Here is a 24,670-nt window from a genome sequence, read left to right as displayed (position 1 = left end):
CCTGTCCCGTGACGCCTAGAACACCCAGTCCCGGATTCGCAGATCGATGGTGGGGATGCCCCGAAAACGGTCGATCTTGGGGGTGAAGGCAAACCGCATGGTCCGGCCGTGAACCGCGCGGGTCAGGGTATCGGCCATGCGCCATGCCTTACCGGGCAACTTGGTACCGGTCTCGGTGTCCTCCAGGACCAACTTGACGTGCTCTCCCTCCCTGCCGAACAGGGCGTGTTCGGCCACACGCACCGGCTTGGTGGCGAAGACCGGCTCGGGATTGCCCATGCCGTAGGGCTGAAGCATCTCCAGTTCCTTAAGCAAGGTGTTGTTGATGTTGGAAAAGGCCAGCTCATGGTCGAGCTTGAGCGTGGGCGTAAGCGGCTTGGGACCGAGCTTCTCGATGACCCGATCGTTGAACCGCTCGCGCAGGGCCTTGAGATTCTCCGGCTTGAGGGAGACGCCCGCGGCCTGGGAGTGTCCTCCGAATCCTTCCAGCACGTCGGCCACGTCGGCCAGCCCGTCGTAAAGATTGAACTCGGAGATGCTCCGGCCGGACCCCTTGAGCAGTCCTCCCGAGGACTCGGGCGTGCAGAGCAGCAGCGTGGGCCGGTAGTATTTCTCGACCACCCGCGAAGCCACGATGCCTATGATTCCCGGATGCCAATGGTCCGCGTGCAGGACCAGTCCGGCCATGTGGCGCATGGACTCGGCCTGCTCGAAGGCCTGCTCGGAAATCTCCTGCTCCTGGCGGCGGCGTTCCATATTGATGGCGTTGAGCTCCTCGGCGATGGGCATGGCCGAATCGAAATCCTTGGCGAGCAGCAGGCGCAACGCCTTCTCGGGATCGCCCATGCGTCCGGCGGCATTGATCCGCGGGGCAAGGTGGAACCCTATCTGCCCAGCCCCCAACTCGGCGCGGCGGTCGTAATCGCTGACCACCTTGAGAGCGGCCATGCCGGGCCGTTTGGCCTCCTTGATGACCAGCAGCCCGTTCTTGACCAAAATACGGTTCTGGCCGGTCAGCTTGACGATGTCGGCGATGGTCCCCAACGCCACAAGGTCGAGCAGCGGACGCACGTCCACGGGATCGCCCGGCAGGAGCCGGTTCAGGGCCACGACGAGCATGAAGGCCACGCCCACCCCGGCCAGATCGTCGCATGGCCCGCCTTCCGCGAGGCGCGGATCGCACACCGCATGGGCTTCGGGCAGGGTCTCGCCGGGCAGGTGATGGTCCGTGACCACCACGGTCATGCCCAGCTCCCTGGCCCGGGCCACGGGCGCGCTGTCCGTGATGCCGCAGTCCACTGTCAGCAACATGGTCGCGCCCTGCTCGTGGAGATGCTCCACGCCGGGAACATTCATGCCGTATCCTTCCTCCATGCGGTTTGGCAGGTGGTGCATGACCTCCATGCCGCGCATGGCGAAAAACTCCTTGATTACCGCCGTGGCCGTGATGCCGTCCACGTCGTAATCGCCCCAGACGGCCAGCTTGCGGCCCTCGTCAAGGCCACGGGCCAGGGTCTCGGCGGCCTCGGTCAGGCCGGGCACCTCGGCGGGGTTGGCCATGTGCCGAAGCAACGGGCTCAAAAAGCGGTCCATCTCGTCCACGTCGGACAAACCCCGATTCCAGAGAATCTCCACAATAAGCGGCGAAACGTTCAATTCCTCGGCCATGGCCGCCGTTGACGACGGAGCGGTCCCCTCATTTCGGGGCTTCCAAATGCAAGGCAATATGATGATCCCTATGTTCAGAAAAACACGTTAACGAATTGTTCGACATCGTCCGAGTCAGCCAGTTCCTCGGCGACTTCCAGAAGATCGTCCATGTCCACTTCCACGGCCTGGCAGAGTTCGTCCAAACGCTCCACGTACGGCCCTTCGGGCTCGCCCACGGCATGAACCACGCAATCGGCCAAACAAACCACGTTGGACTCGTTGGAATGCGCCGGGGACAGATCAGGCGAGTGATGCCAATTGACCGGCTCCACCAGCACGGCGGGCAAATCCCAGGAACGCAGCACCAGCGCGCCGATGACCGCATGGTCCAGGCCCCAGTACTCCTCCTCGGCGTCGCTGTCGGACAGCATCTCGTTCTCGGCAAGCTCACGGATGGCGGCCCAGTCGTCGGGCCGTTTCAAGGCGGTTATCAGCTTGCCGAAATCGTGAAGCAGCCCGGAAGTGAAAAGGCTGTCCGGCTTGCCCACATCGGTCATGTCGGACAACTCCTTGGCCACCATGGCCACCATGAACTGATGGGCCCAGTATCTCCCAAGGTCGAAATCCTCGGGCAGGCTGTACCGCTTGGTCAGCCCGTCGATGCCCAGCGCAAGGACAATATTGCGAATCTCGGACATGCCCAGCACCGCAGCGGCGCGCGATACCGTCTGAATTTCGGCTTGAAGACCGTAATAGGCGGAATTGGCCAGCCTAAGGATGCGGGCGGTCAACCCCTGATCCCTGCTCAGGGTCTCGCCCACGGCCTCAAGAGAAGCCAGGCAGCCCTCGCCGGTCTGGAAGAACAATTGGCGCAGGATTTCCGGCGAAAACGGCAGGTCGCCACGCATACGCGGAAGCTCCTGGAGGAAGCCCTGGATCTTGTCCTGGTTCATGAACACTCCTGCCCCGAGCCCTTCTTCGGCTCACCGGACCCCTTAATCCAGCTTGATAGGCGTGGAAGGGGCCGGTTTTTCCCCGCCAGCCGCATGGGTATCGTTCCCGGACCGGGAAGCGTGCCGCACAGCCGACACGTCCGGCCCCTCGTCCTTGCCCACGTACCCTTTTTCCTGGAGAAAAGCCCAGAATTTCAGGCTCGCTTCCAGCCCCGGATTCAACTCCAGGCTCTTGAGCAGGTACTTCCGACACCCCTCTATGTTTCCTTTCTCAAAGTAACAGCGGGCGATATTGTGGTAGAGGTGCTCGTCGTTCTGGACGAGTTGCTCGGCCCGAAGATAATACTTCAGGGCCTGGTCGTACATCTTGTTCTTCCGCATGTTGATGCCGAAGTCGTTGAACAGGTGTTTATGCTCGGCGTCGAAGGCGGCATCAAGGTCCACCAGACGCTCGAAGATGTCGTTGGCCTTGGCCTGATCGCCCCGGTCGAGGTACGTCAGCCCCAGGCCGAAGTTGGCCCGGACGTTTTCCTCGTCGATGTCCATGGCCCGCTTGAACTCGAACTCGGCCGAATAGGCCGCGCCCCGCTCGCGGTGCTTTTCACCGCGCACAATGGCCCCGTCCAGCTCCTTCATGGCCGGATAGACGGTGGAGACGTAAAACTCAGGTTCGGGATTGAACTTGGTCAAAAAATCTTCGCGCGGCACGGACCGCTTCGGGCCGGAGGGCACGTAGTTGCGGTTCAAAGGCTGAACGGAAATTTCGCCGGACTCCAGCTCCTCGACGTCCCAGTAGGTCTTCTGAATCGTCTTGCGCTGCGTGGTCCCCGTGCCGACCCTGGCGACGGTCTGCGTGGAGAAGACACCCTTGATCCTCTCCGCGCCGTCGCGCACTATCTCATGCCTCGTTCCGGCATCCTGCTCCCGATCGGCCATCCGTCTCTCCTATCGCGCCCGGCTCATCTCCTCGATGATCGCCCGAGCCGCTTCTTCGGGCCGCTCCGCCTTGGTGATGGGCCTGCCCACCACCAGGAAATCCGACCCGTTGCGCACAGCCCGCTCCGGAGTGACCACCCGCCGCTGATCCCCGGCCTCGGCCGAAGCCGGGCGAATGCCGGGGGTGAGGCAGGCAAACGAACTCCCGCAAGCCGCCTTGATCCGCTCCACTTCCAAACCGGAACAGACCACTCCATTCAAGCCATATTGCTTGGCTTTCACAGCCAGGTCAAGGGCCATCTCGGAAGGGTCCGGGGCGCTCTCGACGGGCAGATCGCCCGCCGCCATGCTGGTCAGCATTGTCACGGCCAGAACCAGAGGAGGCGTCTGTCCGGGGGCGACGCCCTCGGCGCAACCCTCCATGGCCGCCCGGGCCATGCGCTCTCCGCCCAGGGCATGGATGTTGACCATGTCCGCGCCCAGCCGAACGGCCGAACGCACCGCGCCCTGCACGGTGTTGGGAATGTCGAAAAACTTCAAATCCAGGAAGACCTTGAACCCCAATTCCTTGAGTCCGGAGACCATCTTGGGGCCTTCGGCCGTGAACAGCTCCAGTCCGACCTTCATCCACGGCGCGGTCCCCCGCAGGGTCCGAGCCATGGACAAGGCCGAATCAGCATCCTTGAAATCCAGGGCGACGACAAGTTCAGCCATTGTTTTCCCAAGTCTTCATGATGTTGTCGAGAATGCCGGGCCGAAGAGACGGCTTGCATTTACCGGCCAGATAAACGGCCTTGAGTTCGCTGTAGGCTTCTTCAAGGGTCTCGTTGACCACCCAGTAATCGAACCACTCGGCCTGGGCCAGCTCGCCCGCGGCATTGGCCAGACGCTTGGCGATGGACTCCTCGGAATCGGTGCCGCGTCCTTTCAAGCGACGAACCAGCTCCTCGCGGGACGGGGGCAGCAGAAAGACGAAAGTGCCCTTGTAAAAGGTCTTCCGAAGCTGTTTTGCGCCCTGCACGTCGATGTCGAAGAGTACGTCCCGCCCCCGGTTCAACATTTCCTCAACAGGCTTGGTGGCCGTGCCGTAGAAATTGCCGTGCACCTCGGCCCATTCGCAGAACGCGCCGCGGCTGCGCATGGCGACAAAGGTTTCGCGAGAAACGAAATGATATTCCCGGCCGTCCTGTTCATCGCCGCGCGGGGCGCGGGTGGTGTAGGAGACGGAAAACCCGAAGTCCGGGAACTCCTCGCGGAGCATGGAAATGAGCGTGCTCTTGCCGGTGCCGCTGGGCGCGCACACGACAAGGACCTGCCCCAGCCTGAATTTGGGATCGTCCAGAACCACCTACTCCCCCTCGTCCGCGCTGAACCGTTGCCCGATGGTCTCGGCCTGGATGGCGGAGAGGACAACGTGGTTTGAATCGGTGACGATGATCGCCCTGGTCTTGCGGCCCTGGGTGGCGTCAATGAGCCGCCCTTCGGCACGGGCGTCCTCGCGCAGCCGCCGCATGGGCGCGCTGGACGGATTGACGATGGAGATAACCCGGTCAAGCACCACGAAATTCCCGAAACCGACGTTGAGTAATCCCTGTTTCTGCATGGCCACCTACTCGATGTTTTGCACCTGTTCGCGGCAGCGTTCCAGCTCCGCCTTGAAATCGACCACCAACCGGCTGACCTCGGTATCCTGCGCCTTGTTGCCACAGGTATTGATCTCGCGGAAGGTCTCCTGGACCAGGAAGTCGAGCTTCTTGCCCACGTCGTCCTTCTCGGCCAACACCTCGGCGAGGCGGTCAAGATGGGCGTCCAGCCGGGTCAGCTCCTCGGAAACATCGAGCTTGTCGGTGAGATAGGCCACCTCCTGAAGCATCCGATCCTCGGAAAACTCGGCGTTGGCCGATTCCAGCATGTCGGTGATGCGCTGGCGCAGGCTCGCCTTCTTGGCTTCGAGGATTTCCGGCACGCGCTCGCGCACCTTTCCGGCCAGTTCACGCAGGGTGGCGAACCGGGCCGTGAGATCGGCTACCAGTGCGTCGCCCTCCCGGGCGCGGGCGTTCACCCAATCGCGCAGGGCCGCTTCCAGTCCCCGGTTCAGGCTCTCGGCCAGCCCCGGATCGGGCTCGTTCCCGTTATCGCGCCAAAGGGACGGCATGGCCAAGACGCGGTTGTAGTCCGGCGTAAAGGTTTCGCCACGGCTCGCGGCCAGCTTTTCCATCTGGCGGAACATGGCGGCGGCCATGGTTTCGTTGAAGGACACGCCGAGCACTTCGGCGTCCAGGACCTCCAGGTTCAGGGATATGTCCACGCGGCCGCGCGAGGCGTAGGTGCGGACCACCCGTTCCCAACCGTTCTCCAGGGAACGCAGGGAGCCGGGCATTCTCCATTTCACATCCAGAAACCGGCCGTTGACGCTTTTGATCTCCCAGACATGGGTCCAGGCGTGCTCATTTGTCTCGAACCGACCGAAGCCGGTCATGCTTACAGGCATATGCTTTTCCTTATGGTTGGAAGCCGCGAGTTGTGCGAATCTATCACTTTTGCGGCTTGCTCAGCTTGTTTTTATACGACAGGCGCAGCTTTGTCAGCCGCGTTTTCATGGCCTCGCCGGCGTAGTCCGGAAAGGTCCAGGGAAAATCCACCCAGTGTTTACGCTGCCACATGAGGGTCAGGTCGGCCCATATGCCGTCCTTGAGGTAGACGCGATGGGAAAAATTCTTGCCCGTGGCCAGCACCAGGCTCTGCTGGGTGATAAAGCCGGGGTCCAGATTGAACAGCCGTCGGCCCTCGCTCGCGAACCGCTGCTCCACGGAGTTGGTCCAGAGCTTTACGTCCGCCAGCTCGTCCAGGGGACGCAGCTCTTCGAACGCCAGCAGCCGCCGGGTGATGGGCGCGCCCAGCTCGGCGTCATAATATTCGGTCTCGGTGAAGGCGAACTCCTCCGAGGCTTCGAACGGACCGAACCGGCCTTCAAGCTCCACGCTCACCAAAGGCCAGAAGACGCCCCAGTCCGCGCTCAACACGGAAATCATCAGCAGGCCGGGATCGGGAATCCTGGGCGTGCTCATGCGTCACCGTCCTCAAAGAACTTCTCGACGATCATCACGCCCCTGTCCACGCGCACGGGCCTGGCGCGGACCAGAGAGCGCGGCTCCGCGCCCGGCGGCTCCGCAAAACGGCAGGCCGCATAATACTCGGAAACGCCGCGTCCGCGTCCGTCCTGCACCAGGACGTCCAAATGTTCCAATTCCAGTAGCCCCTTCAGGAAAGCGGACTTCTTCGCGCTCACGAGCTTGCGCAGACGGGCCGCGCGCTCCTTGCGCACCGGCACGTCCACCGCGTCGGGCAACTCCGCCGCCCGGGTACCGGGCCGCTCGGAGTAGGGGAAAATATGACCGTAGGTCAGCGGCAGCGCGCGGCAAAGCTCCATGGTGTTCTCGAACTGCGCCTCGGTTTCGCCGGGGAATCCGGTGATGAGGTCCGCGCCCAATCCCATGACGGGCCAAAACCTCTTGAGCCGCTCCAGGAACTCCACAGCGGACTGCGGCGAGTAATGGCCGCGCCCCATGGCCTTGAGCACGTCGGGGTCGCCGCTCTGAAGGGAAAGATGAAGCTGCGGACAGACCAGCCGCGAACGGCCAAGCACATCCAGCGCCTTGTCGGTAAGTTGCCCCGGCTCTACGGACGAAATGCGCAGTCGCGCCCGTCCGGCCCAATCGAGGCCAAAGATCGTTTCAAGACGGGCCACCAAATCCCAGAAATCCGGTTTCCCGTCCAGATCACGCCCGTAGTGGCGCAGGTTGATGCCACTCAGGATCAGCTCGCGGAACCCGGCCGCCAACAGCCTGCCGACCTCGTCCTCCACTTCGGCCGCCGGGCGGCTCACGGAGCGTCCACGCGTCAGGGGCACAATGCAGTAGGAGCAGAAATGAGAGCAACCGTCCTGAACCTTGACCACGGCCCTTGCGCGGTCATAGCCCTTGATGGAAAATGGCGCGAACCGGGGCTTATCCTGACCGCTCTCCTCTCCCTCCGGTCCTTCCAGAAGCTGGGGCTTGTCCGCCTGGCCCACCACCCGGATCACGCCCGGGAGCTTGGCCAGCTCGGCGGGCATGACCTGGGCCGCGCACCCGGTGACGATGATTCCGGCTTCGGGGTTGTCCCGATGAAAACGGCGCACGGTCTGGCGCAGATCGGCCACGGCGTTGGCGGTCACGGCGCAGGAGTTGACGAGAATAAGGTCCGCCTCGCGAGGATCATCCACCTCGCGGGCCTCCCGCCCGGCCCATGCCTCGGCGATGGAACGGGTTTCGTACTGGTTGATCTTGCACCCCAGGGTGGCGGTGTGGAAGGTTGTCATGCTAGAATTCGATAGTCCGGTTTGTAAAAATATTCGTCCACGTTAGCCGAGGTGGGACCCATGAAGCAAATGCATAGCGCAATTTCCCGTTCAGGCACCACATTTCGAGCCTTGAAAGCCTTCGCCGCTCTGCTGGCCGCCCTGCTCCTCGCGGGATGCCAGGGCTCCTCCTTCGGCGTGGGCGTGGGCATGGGAGGGGGCAGCGGGACCCGCGTGGGCGTGGGCGTGGGCGCGGGCACGACCTCCGTGGGAGTCGGTGCGGGCGGATTCGGCGTATCCCTGAATTCCTACGGCGACTTCCTGAACAACGGCCCGAACGAGGCCTATCTCAACAACAAGGCGGGAATCAAGCAATTGAACGACGGAAATTTCGATGCCGCCCGAAAAATTTTCACCGACACCCTCGAAAAATACCCGGATTTGCCCGACTCCACCTATTATCTCGGCCTGACCCTCATCTACCAGGGGGAGCGCGAAGCAGGCTTCGGCCTACTCAAAACCTACAGGGAACCCCTCTATTACAGGGCCACCAGCGCGGTGCAGCGCATGGCCGCCTACCTGGAAAAGAAGCCGGAACTGACCGCCGAGAAAATTCACAAGACCATGAACAAGGAACGGCGCGAGGGATTCGACTGGGACCGCAGGGAACGGCTGGAACGAAATCGCGACACCTGGTAGCTACAGCGCCTCCTCGATAATTCCGCCGCCGAGGACGGTTCCGGCCTCGTCATAAACCGCCGCCACCTGCCCGGGAGTCGGCCGGGTGTGCGCCTCCAGAAAATCGAAGAACAGCCTGCCGCCGGTCAACTTCGCCGTAGCGGGCTTGGCCTTCTGGCGATAGCGGGTCTGGACCAATACCGTCTCGGGCCAGGTCACGACAGGGCACATGAGATTGACCTGACCGGCCACGCACCCGCCCGCGGACAGATGCTCCCTGGTCCCGACGATCAGGGTGTTGGAGGCGACGTGCTTGTCCAGCACATAGAGCGGCTCCGACCAGGCTATGCCCAATCCGCGCCGCTGGCCCTGGGTATGCCGCCACAAGCCCTGATGCTCGCCGATAATCCGTCCGTCCGGCAACGCAGCCGGGCCAGGGCCGGGCATGTCGCCGCGCGAGGTCAGAAAATGTTGATAGTCGTCGTCCGGCACGAAGCAGATCTCCTGACTCTCGGACGGCAGCGGCGGGGTCAGGCCGTGGGCCGCGAGAATGGCGGGGACATCCCGCTTGAGGGTCCGGGCCAACGGGAATTCCGCCAGCCGCAGTTTCTCCGCCGGAACCATGGACAGGAAATAGCTCTGGTCCTTGGTCACGTCCTCGCCGCGCACCAGCATCCTCCCCTGCTCCCGCTCCTCCATGCGCACGTAATGCCCGGTCGCCAGCCGCGTCGCCCCAAGGTTGCGGGCCGCGTCGAAAAGCACCCCGAACTTCATGCGCGGGTTGCACATGGCGCACGGGTTGGGCGTAAGTCCGGCCCGGTACTCGGCGACAAAGGGCTTGATGACCCGATCGTCGAAAGACTCGTGCAGATCAAGGGCGTGAAAGGGTACGCCGAGCGCGGCGCAGGCCTCGGTCAGACCGGCGACAACCCGCTCCCAACCCGGATTCGGGGGGAGAAAATGCCCATGCACGGCCATGAGGTCCTCGCCCCGCTCCTTGAGCAGGGCCAGCGCCAACAGGCTGTCCATGCCGCCCGACACGGCCACGGCTCTGGTCATACGGCAGCCTCCAACACCCGGAGAAAACGGAAGTCGCAATTCCCGACGCGGGATGCGCCCTCTCCCCTTCTCCGGGACCGCGCTTCCTCTCCCCGCCGAAATTCATCGGGCGCAACAAGCGCGGGGGAACAGGATGAAATACAGGTTGTACACGACACGACTTTTTACCTTAACACAGAAGCAATACAGAAAAAAGCCGGTCACGGGCAACCGCCCGCGACCGGCTTCGCGTCAATCGTCTACCGGCTACAGCTCCGGCATGGACAGGGGCGGCAGTGCGCGCTCCAGCCGTTCGGCCACCGAGAGCATGTCCGCCTCGCTGAAGGCCGGTCCCATGAGCTGGAGCCCGACCGGCATGGCGGAATCCTTGCCCAGCCCCACGGGCAGGGACATGCCGGGGATACCCGCAAGGTTGGCGGAAATGGTGAAGATGTCCATGAGATACATCTGCAACGGGTCAGCCTTGTCGCCCTTGACGAAGGCCGTGGTCGGACAGACCGGGCCCGCGATGAAATCGCACTGGGTGAACACCTTTTCAAAGTCTTCGCGCAGAAGCCGGCGAACCTTGGCAGCCTTGTTGTAGTAGGCATCGTAATAGCCGCTGGAGAGCACGTAGGTGCCCATGATGATGCGCCGCTGCACCTCGTCGCCGAACCCTTCGGTACGGCTGGCGGTGTACATGTCGATAAGCTCCTCGGCCTTCTTGTTGCGATAGCCGAAGCGCACGCCGTCGAAACGAGACAGGTTGGAAGAGGCCTCGGCCATGGCAATGATGTAATAGGTGGCGATGGCGTACTCGGTCAGGGCGAGCTTGACCGGCACGGTCTCGGCTCCGAGCTTCTTCATCTCGGCCACGGCGTTCGCGCACGCCTCCTTGACCTCGTCGTCCAGCCCCTCGCCCCAGTATTCCTCGGGCAGGCCGATCCGAACGCCGTTCAGGTCGTCGCGGCCCAACGCGGCCAGGTAGTCGGGAACCTCGACATCCACCGAAGTGGAGTCCTTGGGGTCGTGCCCGGCCATAACCTGGAGCAAACGGGCGGCGTCCTCCACCGACCGGGTCATGGGACCGATCTGGTCAAGGGACGAACCGTAGGCAATGAGCCCGAAACGGGAGATACGGCCATAGGTGGGCTTCAACCCCACGATGCCGCAAAAGGACGACGGGGTGCGGATGGAGCCGCCGGTGTCCGTGCCGAGCGCGCCGAAGCACTGCCCCGCCGCCACAGTGGCCCCGGAACCGCCCGAGGAGCCGCCGGGCACCCGTTCGATGTCCCACGGGTTGGCGGTCATGAAAAAGGCGGAGTTCTCGGTCGAGGAACCCATGGCGAACTCGTCCATGTTGGCCTTGCCGATAAAAACCGCACCCGCCTCCTTGAGCTTGGCGACAGCCGTGCCGTCATAAAAAGGCACGAAATTTTCGAGAATCCTGGACCCGCAGGTGGTCTTCACACCCTTGGAGGCCAGCAGATCCTTAAGTACGATGGGCACGCCCCACAACGGTTTGGACGCGTCGGGACCGGCGGCGTCCATTGCCTCGGCCTCCTTCATCGCCTCCTCGCCCATGACGGTGATGAGCGCCTTGACCTTGGGCTCGGTCGCCTCGATACGGTCCAGGCAGTGCTTGACCACCTCGACAACCTTCACTTCCCCGGACTGAAGCAGGGCCGCAATCTCGGAAAGAGTCTTCATATACAGTTCAGACATTAATCAATCCTGAGTGATATCAATATATTAAACAATACGAGGGACAATGAAGAACTGGCCGTCCTGCTTGGGAGCGTTGGCCAGGATTTCCTCGCGCTTGTAGTCCTTGCGCACCTCGTCCCGGCGCAGCACCGTGGTGTGCTTGACCGGGCTGTACAGGGGCTCCACCGCATCGGTGTCGAGTTCGCCCAATTTGTCCATATAGGCGAGGATGTCGCCGAGTTGCCCGGCGAACAGTTCAAGCTTGTCCTCGGGCAGGTCGAGCCGGGAGAGGCGGGCGACCTTGGCCACTTCTTCGGGACTGATCTTCATGGGATTCTCCTTTATTGGTCATGCCGACCATCGTGTCGGCTACCGGTTGGGACGGGAGACGGCCTTGCCCTCTTCCTCCAACCGCTTTTCGTAATTTTCCATGCGCTTCTCGCGCCGGGCCTGGGCTCTGGCGATACGTTCGGCGAGCTTGTCGGGGTCCACGATCCGCTTGCCGTTGCTGGCCGGAGTGAACAAATACAAATCCTGGCTGGCCGTTCCGTTCTCGTCCCAGGCCATGGGAGCCATGCTGAACTCCATGTCGGCGGCCTTGCCGATGCGGCCGTTGACCAAATCGCTGTCCCAGGAAGCGGGCAACGAGCCGAAACGACCGGCGAAACGCAGGAAGTCATAGCCCAAGGCGACCCAGAAGTCAGCCTGCCCCAGTCCCTCCTCGGTCAGAGCGGATTGAAGGGCCTTGCCGCCCTCGGAGGCGTCCCACCATGCGCCGGGACAGACCGCCAGACGGTAGTAATGTTCGTCCACGTCCTTGGCTTCATTGAGCGCGCGGCTCCACAGGCCGGGACCGAGGAAGACCAACTGGTCGCCCTCGTAGAAAAAGAAGTTGGGCAACAGCGTCTGGGCCTGCCGCCAGCCGTCGGGGATGAACACGGCCCCGAAATCCGGCATGGGCAGGGGCACATCCTTGTTGTTGCTGAAATCGGAAGGCACGTTGAGCAGCTTGCCCACACGACCTGTCCACTGCTTGGGCGCGCGCGAAGGATAGGACTGCATCCCCTTGATCTGCCCTCCAAGCGGCGCGGCTTCCTCGTAGAAGGTCTGGGCCATGGCCCGACCGAATTTCTCCTCGGGATAAAAAACGGCGAGATCGGTGATGCCGAGCCTTTCCACGGTCAATCGAACCAGGCTGCGCACCTCGTCGTTATGGCTGGTGAAGAACCGCCAGGCGTCCCGGCCCTCGGCCAGATCGCCCAGGGAGGACAGGAAGGCGAACACGGCCCGCTTCTTGAGCACCCCGGCGGCCGGGGAATCGGACTCGTAGAACCGCTTGAAGGCGTCGACGCGCAAGGGACCGCCAACCACGGTGAAATGGGCGGGCAGGTTGGCCAGCCGGGACTCCCAGCCGGGTGCCTCGGTGTTGATGACCTTGAGTTCCACATCAACGCCTTCCTGGGCCAGTTGCCACTGGGCCAGTCCGGCGCCGCGCAGAATCTTGACGCCCACCTTGGCGTAAGGCCCGGTCACGGGCAGAGCCAGAGCCAACCCGATGCGCGGAAGGCCGAAACGGGCCTCCAACTCGGCCAGCTTGTTCTGCAACGGGATGAGGTCGGCCAATTCGCCGGAAGCGGCCAGATCGCGCAGGGTGCGCCACGACGCGGACCACGCTTCGGGCTCGGTCGCCTTGCGCACGCCCAGCTCGAACGCCGCCAGGGCATACGGGAAGCGCCACTGGTTGGCCGGAGTGACCGCCATGGCCAAACGGCTCAATTCGACATCGTCCATGGCGGACAGCCGCTGCGAAAATTCCTGCTCGAACAGAGACTTGGCGATGTTGTCCGGGGCCTGCTCATAGAACTTGCCCAGCACCTCCATGGCCTGTTCGGGATCGTCGTGGGTCCGATAATATTCGCCATACCACAGGGCCACCACCTGCCTGGTCTCCCACGGCACGGTGGCGCTGCCGAGCACCCACTGCAAGTGGTTGTTCAGCCGCTCGGTCTTGCCCAGAGCGGCCATGGCGTCAAGGTAGAGCCGCTCCCAATCGGCCCGTTCCAGAGCCGAGGTGTCGAGGTTGGCCCATTGCTCCAAGGCGATGCGGGCCTGATGATAATGGCCGTTTTGCGAAGCTCCCTCGGCAAGCCGGGAATAGATGGTGGGCAGTTCGCTGCGGACCAGATCGCTTCGCTCCAGCGCGGCGGCGTAATACAGCTCCACGGCCTCCCATCGTTCGGCCCGCCATGCGGCGTCGGCCTCCACCAGGAGGTTGGGGGTGGACAGCATGTCCGCGCTCTTGACGGGCGGCGTCATGGGCGCGCAGCCCCAGGCGAGGAAAGCGATCAGCAACAGGGCGGCAAGTATCTTGACGGTATATGCGGTATGTTTCATGGGGGCGGCTTGGTGGCTTGGCGGTTCGGTCCCGGCCATCGGCCGGGGCCAGATAAAAAAACCCGGCCCGCAATACTGCGGACCGGGTAATGCTATACTTCGCTTGGCCTGTGAAGGCAAGCCGAACTACTTGACTTCGGTGTAGTCGGCATCCACCACGTCGTCGTCATCCTTGGCCGCGGAACCGGCTTCGGCTCCGGCCGCGCCCGCTGCCGCACCGGCATCGGCGTTGGCGGCGTTCTGCTGGGCATAGAGCTGTTCGGCCAGCTTGTGCGAGGCCTGGGCCAGTTCGTCGGCCTTGGCCTTGATCTGATCGACGTCCTCGGCTTCGAGAGCCTTCTTGACGGCCTCGATCTTGCCTTCGATGTCGGCCTTCAGGGCCGGATCGACCTTGTCGCCGAGGTCGCGCAGGGACTTCTCGGAGGTGTAGACCAGGGTATCGGCCTGGTTGCGGGCCTCGATGAGCTGCTGCTTCTTCTTGTCCTCGTCGGCATGGGCCTCGGCGTCCTTGACCATCTGGTTGATCTCGTCCTCGGACAGACCCGAGCTGGCCGTGATCTGGATGGACTGCTCATGGCCGGTGCCAAGGTCCTTGGCTCCGACGTGCACGATGCCGTTGGCGTCGATGTCGAAGGAGACCTCGATCTGCGGCACGCCGCGAGGCGCCGGCGGAATGCCGGTCAGCTCGAAGTTGCCGAGCAGCTTGTTGTCGGCGCACATGGGCCGCTCGCCCTGGAAGACCCTGATGGACACGGACGGCTGGTTGTCGGCCGCGGTGGTGAACACCTGGGACTTCTTGGTCGGAATGGTCGTGTTGCGCTCGATCAGGTGCGTCATCACGCCGCCCATGGTCTCGATGCCCAGCGACAACGGGGTCACATCGAGGAGCAGGACGTCCTTGACGTCACCGGCCAGAATGCCGCCCTGAATGGCAGCGCCCATGGCGACAACCTCATCCGGGTTCACGGAGCGGTTGGGCTCCTTGCCGAAGAAGGACTTAACCTTCTCCTGGACCAGAGGCATACGGGTCATGCCGCCAACGAGGATGACCTCGTCGATGTCGGAGGCGGACAGACCGGCGTCCTTGAGAGCCTTCTTGCACGGTCCGACGGTGCGGTCGACCAGGTCCTCGACGAGCTTTTCGAGCTTGCCTCGGCTGATCTTGACCATCATGTGCTTGGGACCGTTCTGGTCGGCGGTGATGAACGGCAGGTTCACCTCGGTCTCGACGGAGGAGGACAGCTCGTGCTTGGCCTTCTCGGCGGCTTCCTTCAGCCGCTGCAGGGCCATGCGATCCTTGGACAGGTCGATGCCGTTCTCCTTCTTGAACTCGTCCACCAGGTATTCGATGATGCGGTGGTCGAAATCCTCGCCGCCCAGGAACGTGTCGCCGTTGGTGGCGCGCACTTCGACGACATTGTCGCCAACTTCCAGGATGGAGATATCGAACGTTCCGCCGCCGAGGTCGAAGACCGCGATCTTCTCGTTGGCCTTCTTGTCGAAACCGTAGGCCAGCGACGCGGCGGTGGGCTCGTTGATGATGCGCTTGACCTCAAGACCGGCGATCTTGCCCGCGTCCTTGGTGGCCTGGCGCTGCGAATCGTTGAAGTATGCGGGGACGGTGATGACCGCCTCGGTAACAGGCTCGCCGAGGTAGGTTTCGGCGTCCTTCTTCAGCTTCTGCAAAATCATGGCGGAGACTTCGGGCGGAGAATACTTCTTGCCGCCAATCTCGACCCAGGCGTCCTTACCGTTGCCCGCGACGATCTTGTAAGGGCAATGCTCCCGCCACTTGTTCACCTCGGGAGAATCCGAGGAGCGACCCATGAGCCGCTTGATGGCGAAGACCGTCTTTTCGGGGTTGGTCACGGCCTGACGCTTGGCGATGTCGCCCACAAGCCGTTCCTTGTCGGTGAAACCCACAACGGACGGAGTGGTCCGGCCGCCTTCGGGGTTGGTGACGCATTTCGGATCCTTGCCCTCCATGACGTAAACACAGGAGTTGGTGGTTCCAAGGTCGATCCCTATGATCTTACCCATATTATGTCCTCCTAAATATGAAAGTCGTATTCGACGTAAATTTCCGTTACTTTCTTCAATAATCACGCGTCAGCCCTTGTAAAGGCCGGAGCGTCAAAAAACCTACACCTTGTTGACCATGACCTTGGCCGGGCGAAGCAGGCGTCCTTTCAGGCGATAGCCGTTCTGGATCACCTGGGCGACCTGGTTGTCGGACAGCGAAGGCTCTTCCACTGTGCCGACGGCCTCGTGGATCTCGGGGTCGAAATCGATGCCGACTTCGGCCTGCACGGCTTCCAGACCGTGAGTCTTGACCGCGCCCAGAAAAAGCTTGCGGGTCATGTCCACGCCGACCACGAAATTCTTGCACTCGGGAGAAAGGTTGTCGGTGTGGGCCAGAGCCAGGTCCAGGTTGTCGAGGACAGGCAGCAGGTCGGCCAAAACGGACTCGCCCGCGTACTTTCTGAGTTCCTCGGCCTCCCGGAACAGCCTCTTCTTGACGTTCTCGGAGTCGGCCAGGGCGCGCAGCCGGGTGGCTTCGGCCTCCTTGAACACGTCACACTCGGGACAGACCGACTCCTTGCACAAAGCGGCCAGCTCTTCCTTGCTCAGAGACACCTCCGCCTGCTCCTCGGCGGGCTCGTTCTCAGCCCGGCCTTTGGGAGCCTGCTCCTCGGGGTCCTGTTCCTCGAATATCCGGCCATCTTCGTCATACAGACCATTGATGGGCACTTCGTTTTTGTTTTTAGCCATGAAATCAATTCCTTGAGAAGCGGATTATGTAATGAAAAGGCTCGCTGGGAGCGAGACCTGATGGGAAAATAAGCATGGGGATAAGGTTGTCAATGGGGCTCATTTCATTTTAATATATGTAAAAAATGTGAGGCAATTATGACTGATTTAATTTGTGATTCATTGCGTTTCTTTACAAATACCGTCGAGAAAAAAGGCAGTTATACATACAATTTTTTAAAAGGTTTCTGGGAAAACTCTTCGGGAGTACCGCTGATAGATGATGCAAACGGGGTCAATCCCGGGACTAAGAAATGTGATGTAGAAACTGGTGAAGATGTTAAGGGCGAATAGTGACTACTATTACACCTCATACATTGATTTTATCGCATTCACTTGATTATTCATGCGATTTTATTTGTAGAATTTTAAATGATAATAATATTCCTTTTTTTCGTTTAAACCGCGATCAATTTCATAGCGTTAATATACTTCTCGAACCAGCCAAACCAGAACTAACGATTCAGAACGGTGATTTTACGGTTTGCATTAAAGAAGAGTCACTCTACTCTATTTTCTATAGAGCTCCAACTTTTCTACGTGAAAACAAGAGATACGAATCTATAGGTGATGAAATCTCAACAACACAATGGGCAGCTTTTTTAAGAAGCCTAGTTGTTTTTGAGAATATCTTATGGGTAAATTCACCTGACGCAACATACAAAGCAGAAATCAAATCATGGCAGCTTAAAAAAGCCTATGAAGTGGGATTAAATATCCCATATACGATAGTTTCAAATGCTCCTCATTTGATTAGTAGCCACATACCAAGCCCAAAAATTGCTTATAAAAGCATTGATACTTTATATATACAAAAAAAAGACAGCGTTGGATTTTTATATACTAACTTTATTGACAATGAGACTCTTTCGGAACAAGCACGGTTAGTAGCTCCATTGTCTTTTCAAGAGGCACTCCAACCAAAGAATGATCTGAGAGTCACTGTCATTGGCAATGAAATTTTTCCGTTTTCAATTGAAAGTGATTTAGGCCCAATCGAAAACGATTGGCGACTACAAAAAAACGACCTACGTTACATCCCCACATCCCTACCAGATTCTCTGGTCGAAAAATTACTTCGTTTAGTAGAATTACTGAACTTAAGCTACTGCGGGATAGATTTAATTGAACGCGATAATCAATTTTATTTTATTGAAGCAAATCCAACCGGAGAATGGAGTTGGCTTATGAGGAACACCGGTATCAAACTGGACCAAAAAATAGTTAGCCTATTGGCAGGGACCAATGTCCAATAGACTGTTACAACAAATTCTTCCTACATGCCTAGCACTCCAGGCCAGAAGAATATTAGACCGCAAGATTCAATCGGATAGAAAATTACTGTCTGAAAAGACTGTCAACATACGACAAATCGAAGACCTTGATCTACTAACTGAAAATTTAAAAGAATTATACTATGACGAACTCAGGAGGAGGGAAACAATTGAATCTAAAGCGGGTGCCTTGTTTTCAATAAATTCGATAGTTATACCCCTATTGGTTATAGCATACAACACGACAAACAACCAAAATGGAAGCAATACTGGCATCATAATTGCGAATATACTGCTAGCAATCTCTGTTGTGTATCTGACTCTTTCTGTAACCAATGCAATTCTAGCCCAGAAAATATCGGCAACATACAAATTCACAACACAAGATTTAGAAATTGATACTGGAAAATTTCAATCAATAACCAGCATTGATCTAAAAAGAAAATCCAAAATATATTACATTTCAACAAGATTAAATGTTTCTACGACTGCAATAAAATCAAACTATGTTTACGCAGCTCAGATAGATTTGAGAAATGGAATTGTAATTTCAATAGTGGCCCTTGTGCTCTTAATTTTTTCCTAACATATTACATTTGGAACTCGCCGTTCTCGTAGATCAGCCTGGGGCTGCCGTCCACAAGCCAGGCGGTGACGCGCTTGGGCTGGGTGTTGACCAGGTCCCAATGCATGTCCGAGGAATTGAAGCCGAGCTCGTACTCCAGCTCGGGAGTGAGCAGCTCGGGCGGGCCGGAAAAACTCTCCAGCACCGAGCCGCCCAGGGCGATATGGCAGTTGCCGTGCTCTCCGCCATAATTCTCATCCGGCAGGGTGTGAGCCATGAAACGGTCCACGCGGGAAAACCGTCGGTCGGTCAGGGAAAACTCCCCCACCCTGCGCGCGCCCGCGTCCGAATAAAGCTGCTGCTGGACAAACATCTGGCCGCTCCCTGCCTCCACGCGGGAGGCGATGCCACCGGAAAAATCCAGGGCCATGCCCGCGACAAGGTGTCCGTAGCGGATGGTCGGCTGGTCAGCGTAATAGGTTCCGTCCACCTTGCGCGCGTCCGGAGCCACGTAGATTTCATACCCCGGAATGTTGGCCCCGTTCACGCCCACGAAACGGCGGTTGTCGCCGATGCCCACGGTAAGGTCGATATCCTCGGACTCCACCTTGACGCTGCGGATTTCCATGGCGTCGAGCCAGGCGCAGACCTCGCCCGCCTCCCGCTTCAGCCGCCGCCACTCGGCGACAGGATCGGGCATGTTCAGCCAACAGGCGCGCTTCAGGGCGTAGGCGTACTCGTCGAGCGTCATGCCCGCCCCCGCCGCCAGGGCCTCGGTGGGATAGAGGCAGGTGGTCCACCCCATGGCCCCGGACTGCCTGCGCCGTTGCAGGATGCGCCGGTTGGGCGCGTCGGCGCGTCTCGCTTCCGCAATGGTGCGCGGGTCCACCGTCTGTAGATAGGTCAACTCCTCGGGAGCGATGATGTTGATGACTCCGGCGATCTGGGAATAGAGCTCGGCCAGGCCGGGCTGCTGGAAAAGAAGTTGTCCGTAGCTGGAATTGAGATACCGCTCCATCTCCATGTACGGCGTGGGCTGGGCCATGGCTACCGGCATGAGATGCATGTCCATGAGCCTGGAATAGACCGCCTCGGCCAGGGCCAGTCCCGGAATGTCGTAACGGATGAGAACCGTCTCGCTGTTGCGCAGTGGGCGTTCACGGGACTCGTTCAGGGCCCAGGTCAGGACCTCGGCGTAATTCTCCATATCGGTCTGGTCGTACAGCGGCACACAGGCTCCTCGGGTTCGCGCCGCGAATCGGGCGGTAGGTAAGAATAGCCAATCAGGAGCGGTCCGGGCAACCGTTTTTCCCCCGGGAATACGCCCGCGCCGCTTTACTTCGCGGCCACGTGGCCGTACACCGGACCCATGCCCGTACTGCCCATTCCCGACTATCGGCCGCCCTTCCCGTTCGCCTCGGGCCACCTGGCCACCCTCTACCCGCCGCTCTTCCGGCTCGCGCCCCTGGCCGCGCCCGTGACCGAACGCGTGGAGCTGGCGGACTCAGACTTCCTGGACCTGGACTGGCACCGCTCCCGCACCGGCGAGAGCGACCGGCTGGTCATCATCAGCCACGGTCTTGAAGGAGATTCGCGGCGCAAGTACGTCCTCGGCATGGCGGTCATGGCCAACCAGGCGGGATGGGACGCGGCCTGCTGGTCCCAGCGCGGCTGCGGCGAGGAGCCCAACCGGCTGCCCCGCTCCTACCACTCGGGCGAAACCGGCGACCTGCACGAGATCATTCTCCACTGCCTGTCCACGGGCCGTTACGGCAAAGTGGTCCTCATAGGCTTCTCCATGGGCGGCAACCAGACCCTCAAATATCTGGGCGAGGAACCCGGCCGCGTACCCCGGGAAATAGCCGGGGCCATGGCCTTCTCCACCCCCTGCGACCTTGGCGGAGCCGAGCGGGTCATCTCGGCCCACCGTATCTATTTCGAATATTTCATGCGCGGCCTGCGCCGGAAGATGCGGGAAAAAGGCGAACGGTTTCCGGAACTGGTGGACGCGTCGAAACTCAAGGGCATCCGCACCCTGCGCGACTTCGACGACAGGTTCACGGCTCCCCTCGGCGGCTTCGCGGATGCCGCCGACTACTACGCCAAAGCGTCCTCTCTCCAGTTTCTGCGATCCGTCCACGTGCCCACCCTGCTGGTCAACGCCCAGAACGACCCGTTCCTGACCCCGACCTGCTTCCCGGTGACCGAGGCCATGTCCAACCCGGACCTGTTCCTCGAAATGCCCCTTCACGGCGGTCATGTGGGGTTCATCGCCAAGGACCACGATAACGTCTACTGGTCGGAACAGCGCGCCAAGGCGTTCCTGAAGGAAATAGCGGCCTGATCCCCCGCCATAGTTAAAAAAGCCCGCGTACAGATTTGCACGCGGGCTTTTGCCGTTTCAGGAAACGCGGCCTAGTTGAATCTGCACCGCTTCCGGACGGCCAGCAGGGCCGCCAGCGGAATCAGGGTGCCAAACACGCCGAGAACGCCCAAAATGTAGGGTTTGTGATCCCAATCCATGGAGATAAGCTGCATCGCCATGGCCGCGATGAAAAATATCTCGAAAGTAAGGATGCCCGCGGCCGCGCCCACATCCGAATCCACCTGGTCGAGGATCATGGAGTTCGAGATGGGCCGGGAAAAGCCCACGCTGAGAGACATGCAGAACATGGGCAAGGCCAGGGTCAGGGGGGTACGCCCGCCAAGAACGAACATGAGCACGGTGGATGCGAAAAGGAAGACGAAGGTTGCGTAGAGCATACTCAACGGCTTGTACGTGCCCACCAACCGGGTGCAGACGAAAGACCCGAGCATAAAGCCAACGGCGTTGGCCCCGAAATAGATGCCGAAGGCCTGTTCCGACAGGCCCAGTTCGTTGATGTACATGTCTGCCGAGCCGCCGATAAAGGCGAAATGGGGCAGGGACATGAGGGCGAACCCGGTGGCCAGGACCGTGAACGGCAGGTTCCGAAGCACCAACCGGTAGCGCCCGGCCACGGCCAGGAAACCGCCCTGCGTGAACTCGGTGAGCGGCTCCTTGAGGCGCAGCACCCCGTACAGCCCGATAAAGGCCATGCCCACCTGGACGATGAATATCCAGCGCCAGGACGCGAACTTGAGCATCAATCCGCCGATGGACGGGGCCAGCATGGGCCCCAGGGCCATGATTACCCCTATATAGGCCAGAATTTTCTGCCTTTCCGCTCCGGCATAAAGATCCTTGGACAAGGCCAGGGCCAGCGACGCCCCGGCCGCCGCGCCTGCGGCCTGCAAACAGCGAAAGGCAAGCAAAAATCCGATTGTGGGAGCCAGGGCGCAGCCGAAAGAGGCCACTATGAACAGAATCAGCCCGCCGACAAGCACGGGCTTGCGGCCGAACCGGTCGGACAGAGGGCCGTGTATGAGCAAAAAGACGCTGAACACGCCCATGAACAGGACCAGGGAAAGGTTGGCCGTGGCATAGGTGATGCCCCACAATGCCTGCAATGTGGGAATGGCGGGCAGGTACATATCGGTGGAAAGCGGCGGAAAGGCCGCCAGCAAAGACAACAGGATCAGGTTCGGCATGGGCTCCCCAATAAAAAGTTGAAGGCGCAACTTTTCAAGAACATGGCCGGGATGTCAAGCGACATTTGGGCCGCCCCCGGACGGCGCAGCCCAAAAAAGGCCGGCGTCCGTTCCCGGACACCGGCCTGTTGCGTCGTTTCTTCCCGTCTTACGCGAAGACAAGCTCCCCTTCGCGTTCGTCCACGGTGACGGTTTCGCCATCGGACAGCTCGCCCGCGATGAGCCGCTTGGCCAGAGGCGTCTCCAGGTTGTGCTTCAGGTAGCGGTGCAGAGGCCGCGCGCCAAAGGACGGGTCGTAGGCCGACTGGGCGATAAACGCCTTGGCCCGATCGGTCAGTGTCAGCCCGATGTTGCGGTCCTCAAGCCGGGAGCGCAGGCCCCTCACGAGCAGCTCGATGATGCCGATGAGCTGATCCTGGGTCAGTGGCCGGAACAGCACGGTCTCGTCCACACGGTTCAGGAACTCGGGCCTGAAGTGGCGGCGCAGGACCTCGCGCACCTGGTCCTCGACCCCGGGCTTGAACTCGCCCGTCGCATTGATGCCGTCGAGCATGAACTCGGCCCCGAGATTGGAGGTCATGATGACGATGGTGTTCTTGAAGTCCACGGTCCGGCCGTGGGAATCCGTCAGCCGCCCGTCGTCGAGAATCTGCAGGAGCACGTTGAACACGTCATGGTGCGCCTTCTCGATCTCGTCGAACAGAATGACCGAGTACGGCTTGCGGCGCACGGCCTCGGTCAGTTGGCCTCCCTCGTCATACCCCACGTAGCCCGGAGGCGCGCCGATGAGCCGCGCCACGGTATGCTTCTCCATGTACTCGGACATGTCGATGCGGATCATGTTGTCCTCGGTGTCGAACAGGGCCGAGGCCAGGGTCTTGCACAGCTCGGTCTTGCCCACGCCCGTGGGGCCGAGGAAGATAAACGAGCCGATGGGCCTGGTCGGGTCCTTGAGTCCCGCGCGGGCGCGGAGCACGGCGTCGGCCACGGCCTGGACGGCCTGATCCTGGCCTATGACCCGCTCGTGCAGGGTGTCGGCCAGCCGAAGCAGCTTCTCGCGCTCCCCTTCCATGAGCCGGGTGACCGGGATGCCGGTCCACTTGGAGATGACCAGGGCGATATCGTCCGGACCGACCTCTTCCTTGACCATGCGCGGAGCATCGCCCGTGGCCAGGGACTCGTTGCGATCCGCCAACTCCTTCTCCAACTGGGGCAGCTTGCCGTATTCCAGCTCGGCGGCCCGGTTGTAGTCGGGAATCCGCTTGGCCTCGTCGATCTCGCGGCGGGTGGCCTCGATCTCGCCCTTGAGGGCGCGGAGCCGCTCGATGGAGGACTTCTCATTCTCCCACTGGGCGAGCATGGCGGCCTGGGACTCCTTGAGCTCGGCCAGCTTCTTCTCCAGATCGGCCAGCCGCTCACGGGACGCCTTGTCGGACTCCCGCTTCAGGGCCTCGCGCTCGATCTCAAGCTGCATGACCTGCCGGTTGACCGTATCCAGCTCGAAGGGCTGGGAATCGATCTCCGTACGAATCAGAGCCGCGGCCTCGTCGATAAGGTCGATGGCCTTGTCCGGGAGCTGCCGGTCGGTGATGTACCGGCTGGACAGGACGGCCGCTTCCACGATGGCCCCATCGGCAATGCGTACGCCGTGGTGCACTTCGAACCGCTCACGCAGTCCGCGCAGAATGGAGATGGTGTCCTCGACGGACGGCTCCTCCACGAGCACGGTCTGGAAACGACGTTCAAGCGCCGGGTCCTTCTCGATGTACTTCCGGTACTCGTCCAGCGTGGTCGCGCCGATACAATGCAATTCGCCGCGCGCCAGCATGGGCTTCAGAATGTTGCTCGCGTCCATGGCTCCGTCGGTCTTGCCCGCGCCCACGATGGTGTGCAGCTCATCGATGAACATGATGATCTGCCCGGCGGACTCGGCCACTTCCTTGAGCACGGCCTTGAGTCGCTCCTCGAACTCGCCACGGTACTTGGCCCCGGCGATCAGGGCGGACATGTCGAGGGAAAAGACGGTCTTGTCCTTCAGCCCCTCGGGCACGTCGCCCTTGACGATGCGCTGGGCCAATCCCTCGGCGATGGCGGTCTTGCCGACGCCGGCCTCGCCGATGAGCACCGGGTTGTTCTTGGTCCGGCGGGAAAGAATGCGGATAACGCGGCGAATCTCGCTGTCGCGGCCGATGACCGGGTCGAGCTTGCCCGAACGGGCCTCCTCCACCAAATCACGGCCGTACTTCTTGAGCGATTCATAGGTGGCCTCGGGATTGTCCGAGGTCACGCGCTGCTTGCCGCGCACTTCCTCAAGAGCGGTCAGGACCTTGTTCTTGTCCAGGCCGAACTGCTTGTTGACCTTGCCCACGCCGGTGCTGGACGGCTCGTCCATGAGGACCACGAACACGTGCTCCACGGAGACATACTCGTCCTTCATGCGCTTGCGCATGTCGTCGGCGGCCACAAGGGTCTTCTGCATACGCGGCGTGACCACGATCTGATCCGGGCGCGCGCCCGAACCCGTCACGGACGGCATTCTGGAGATCTCGGCGTCGATAGCCCCGAGATAGGCATCCGGGGCCACGCCGAGCTTGCGCAGGATCTGGCCCGCAAGGCCGTTCTCCTGCGCCACCAGGGCGTGCATGAGATGTTCGCAGTCTATCTGCTGGTGCCCGTTCCGAATGGCCAAATTCTGGGCCTCGGAGACGGCTTCCTGTGTTTTACGAGTGAACGTATTGATATCCATATGATTACC

23 protein-coding genes are annotated in these 24,670 nt (G+C 60.8%); 5 read left to right on the top strand and 18 right to left on the bottom strand.

Annotated elements, in window-relative coordinates:
- Positions 1-15 precede the first annotated feature (15 nt).
- The 9 genes from recJ to mtaB all read right to left on the bottom strand — a co-directional run bounded on the left by recJ (position 16) and on the right by mtaB (position 7,899).
- Positions 16-1,668, bottom strand: coding sequence for a single-stranded-DNA-specific exonuclease RecJ (recJ, locus tag LF599_RS05545; protein WP_279522598.1), 1,653 nt, complete (start codon positions 1,666-1,668; stop codon positions 16-18).
- Between the two features lie 74 nt (positions 1,669-1,742).
- On the bottom strand, positions 1,743-2,603 hold the full coding sequence (locus LF599_RS05540; RefSeq protein ID WP_279522597.1) for an HDOD domain-containing protein: 861 nt from the start codon (positions 2,601-2,603) through the stop codon (positions 1,743-1,745).
- Positions 2,604-2,645: 42 nt separating this feature from the next.
- Positions 2,646-3,539: a tetratricopeptide repeat protein gene (locus LF599_RS05535; protein WP_279522596.1), complete on the bottom strand. Its 894-nt coding sequence runs from the start codon at positions 3,537-3,539 to the stop codon at positions 2,646-2,648.
- 9 nt (positions 3,540-3,548) lie between these two features.
- A complete protein-coding gene (gene pyrF / locus LF599_RS05530; protein ID WP_279522595.1) occupies positions 3,549-4,253 on the bottom strand; it encodes an orotidine-5'-phosphate decarboxylase in 705 nt (234 codons plus the stop codon).
- Entirely contained in the window at positions 4,246-4,881 is a 636-nt protein-coding gene (gene gmk / locus LF599_RS05525) for a guanylate kinase (protein WP_404823751.1), read from the bottom strand. Before gmk ends, pyrF begins: the two co-directional genes overlap by 8 nt.
- 6 nt (positions 4,882-4,887) lie before the next feature.
- Positions 4,888-5,142 (bottom strand): DUF370 domain-containing protein, encoded by a 255-nt coding sequence (locus LF599_RS05520; RefSeq protein WP_071546552.1) that lies wholly within the window; start codon positions 5,140-5,142, stop codon positions 4,888-4,890.
- Positions 5,143-5,148: 6 nt separating this feature from the next.
- Positions 5,149-6,030 (bottom strand): YicC/YloC family endoribonuclease, encoded by an 882-nt coding sequence (locus LF599_RS05515; protein WP_269941423.1) that lies wholly within the window; start codon positions 6,028-6,030, stop codon positions 5,149-5,151.
- A gap of 43 nt (positions 6,031-6,073) precedes the next feature.
- Positions 6,074-6,607 carry a DUF4416 family protein gene (locus tag LF599_RS05510; protein ID WP_279522593.1) on the bottom strand — a complete coding sequence of 178 codons (534 nt, stop codon included), beginning with the start codon at positions 6,605-6,607 and terminating at the stop codon, positions 6,074-6,076.
- On the bottom strand, positions 6,604-7,899 hold the full coding sequence (gene mtaB / locus LF599_RS05505; protein WP_279522592.1) for a tRNA (N(6)-L-threonylcarbamoyladenosine(37)-C(2))-methylthiotransferase MtaB: 1,296 nt from the start codon (positions 7,897-7,899) through the stop codon (positions 6,604-6,606). The genes LF599_RS05510 and mtaB overlap by 4 nt, the downstream gene beginning before the upstream one ends.
- 60 nt (positions 7,900-7,959) lie before the next feature.
- On the opposite strand from mtaB, the gene LF599_RS05500 reads away from it, so the two are divergent.
- Positions 7,960-8,577: a tetratricopeptide repeat protein gene (locus LF599_RS05500; RefSeq protein ID WP_279522591.1), complete on the top strand. Its 618-nt coding sequence runs from the start codon at positions 7,960-7,962 to the stop codon at positions 8,575-8,577.
- Here LF599_RS05500 and mnmA read toward each other — a convergent pair whose 3' ends face one another.
- From mnmA to LF599_RS05470, 6 genes are all read right to left on the bottom strand, one after another.
- The gene (gene mnmA, locus LF599_RS05495; RefSeq protein ID WP_279522590.1) at positions 8,578-9,615 is read right to left on the bottom strand and encodes a tRNA 2-thiouridine(34) synthase MnmA; all 1,038 of its coding nucleotides are present in this window, start codon (positions 9,613-9,615) and stop codon (positions 8,578-8,580) included.
- A 246-nt stretch (positions 9,616-9,861) separates the two neighbouring features.
- On the bottom strand, positions 9,862-11,319 hold the full coding sequence (gene gatA / locus LF599_RS05490; RefSeq protein WP_279522589.1) for an Asp-tRNA(Asn)/Glu-tRNA(Gln) amidotransferase subunit GatA: 1,458 nt from the start codon (positions 11,317-11,319) through the stop codon (positions 9,862-9,864).
- Between the two features lie 27 nt (positions 11,320-11,346).
- Positions 11,347-11,631 carry an Asp-tRNA(Asn)/Glu-tRNA(Gln) amidotransferase subunit GatC gene (gene gatC / locus LF599_RS05485; protein ID WP_279522588.1) on the bottom strand — a complete coding sequence of 95 codons (285 nt, stop codon included), beginning with the start codon at positions 11,629-11,631 and terminating at the stop codon, positions 11,347-11,349.
- A 39-nt stretch (positions 11,632-11,670) separates the two neighbouring features.
- The gene (locus LF599_RS05480) at positions 11,671-13,695 is read right to left on the bottom strand and encodes a type 1 periplasmic-binding domain-containing protein (protein ID WP_279522587.1); all 2,025 of its coding nucleotides are present in this window, start codon (positions 13,693-13,695) and stop codon (positions 11,671-11,673) included.
- Positions 13,696-13,821: 126 nt separating this feature from the next.
- Complete coding sequence (gene dnaK, locus LF599_RS05475) at positions 13,822-15,735, bottom strand: molecular chaperone DnaK (RefSeq protein ID WP_269941428.1); 1,914 nt, start codon at positions 15,733-15,735, stop codon at positions 13,822-13,824.
- Between the two features lie 102 nt (positions 15,736-15,837).
- The gene (locus LF599_RS05470) at positions 15,838-16,467 is read right to left on the bottom strand and encodes a nucleotide exchange factor GrpE (protein ID WP_279522586.1); all 630 of its coding nucleotides are present in this window, start codon (positions 16,465-16,467) and stop codon (positions 15,838-15,840) included.
- Positions 16,468-16,605: 138 nt separating this feature from the next.
- Between LF599_RS05470 and LF599_RS05465 the strand changes: the two genes are divergently transcribed.
- Genes LF599_RS05465 through LF599_RS05455 form a run of 3 tightly spaced genes read left to right on the top strand, consistent with a single transcriptional unit; the run spans position 16,606 to position 18,366 of the window.
- Entirely contained in the window at positions 16,606-16,800 is a 195-nt protein-coding gene (locus LF599_RS05465; protein ID WP_279522585.1) for a hypothetical protein, read from the top strand.
- Positions 16,800-17,762, top strand: coding sequence for a hypothetical protein (locus tag LF599_RS05460; protein ID WP_279522584.1), 963 nt, complete (start codon positions 16,800-16,802; stop codon positions 17,760-17,762). The genes LF599_RS05465 and LF599_RS05460 overlap by 1 nt, the downstream gene beginning before the upstream one ends.
- Positions 17,752-18,366 carry a hypothetical protein gene (locus LF599_RS05455; protein ID WP_279522583.1) on the top strand — a complete coding sequence of 205 codons (615 nt, stop codon included), beginning with the start codon at positions 17,752-17,754 and terminating at the stop codon, positions 18,364-18,366. The genes LF599_RS05460 and LF599_RS05455 overlap by 11 nt, the downstream gene beginning before the upstream one ends.
- Positions 18,367-18,370: 4 nt before the next feature.
- Here the strand turns inward: LF599_RS05455 and LF599_RS05450 are convergent, their stop codons facing one another.
- Positions 18,371-19,576 carry an aminopeptidase gene (locus tag LF599_RS05450; RefSeq protein WP_279522582.1) on the bottom strand — a complete coding sequence of 402 codons (1,206 nt, stop codon included), beginning with the start codon at positions 19,574-19,576 and terminating at the stop codon, positions 18,371-18,373.
- A gap of 138 nt (positions 19,577-19,714) precedes the next feature.
- On the opposite strand from LF599_RS05450, the gene LF599_RS05445 reads away from it, so the two are divergent.
- Complete coding sequence (locus LF599_RS05445) at positions 19,715-20,689, top strand: YheT family hydrolase (protein WP_279522581.1); 975 nt, start codon at positions 19,715-19,717, stop codon at positions 20,687-20,689.
- A gap of 71 nt (positions 20,690-20,760) precedes the next feature.
- On the opposite strand, the gene LF599_RS05440 is transcribed toward LF599_RS05445, so the two are convergent.
- Together LF599_RS05440 and clpB are read right to left on the bottom strand one after the other, a co-directional pair.
- On the bottom strand, positions 20,761-21,915 hold the full coding sequence (locus LF599_RS05440) for a multidrug effflux MFS transporter (RefSeq protein ID WP_279522580.1): 1,155 nt from the start codon (positions 21,913-21,915) through the stop codon (positions 20,761-20,763).
- Between the two features lie 148 nt (positions 21,916-22,063).
- On the bottom strand, positions 22,064-24,661 hold the full coding sequence (clpB, locus tag LF599_RS05435) for an ATP-dependent chaperone ClpB (RefSeq protein ID WP_279522579.1): 2,598 nt from the start codon (positions 24,659-24,661) through the stop codon (positions 22,064-22,066).
- Positions 24,662-24,670: the final 9 nt, after the last annotated feature.

The sequence above is a fragment of the Pseudodesulfovibrio thermohalotolerans genome, from assembly GCF_021353295.2.
Classification (GTDB): domain Bacteria; phylum Desulfobacterota; class Desulfovibrionia; order Desulfovibrionales; family Desulfovibrionaceae; genus Pseudodesulfovibrio; species Pseudodesulfovibrio thermohalotolerans.
The sequence above is the reverse complement of the archived record's forward strand: the minus strand, read 5'-3'. Positions and strand labels throughout refer to the sequence as shown.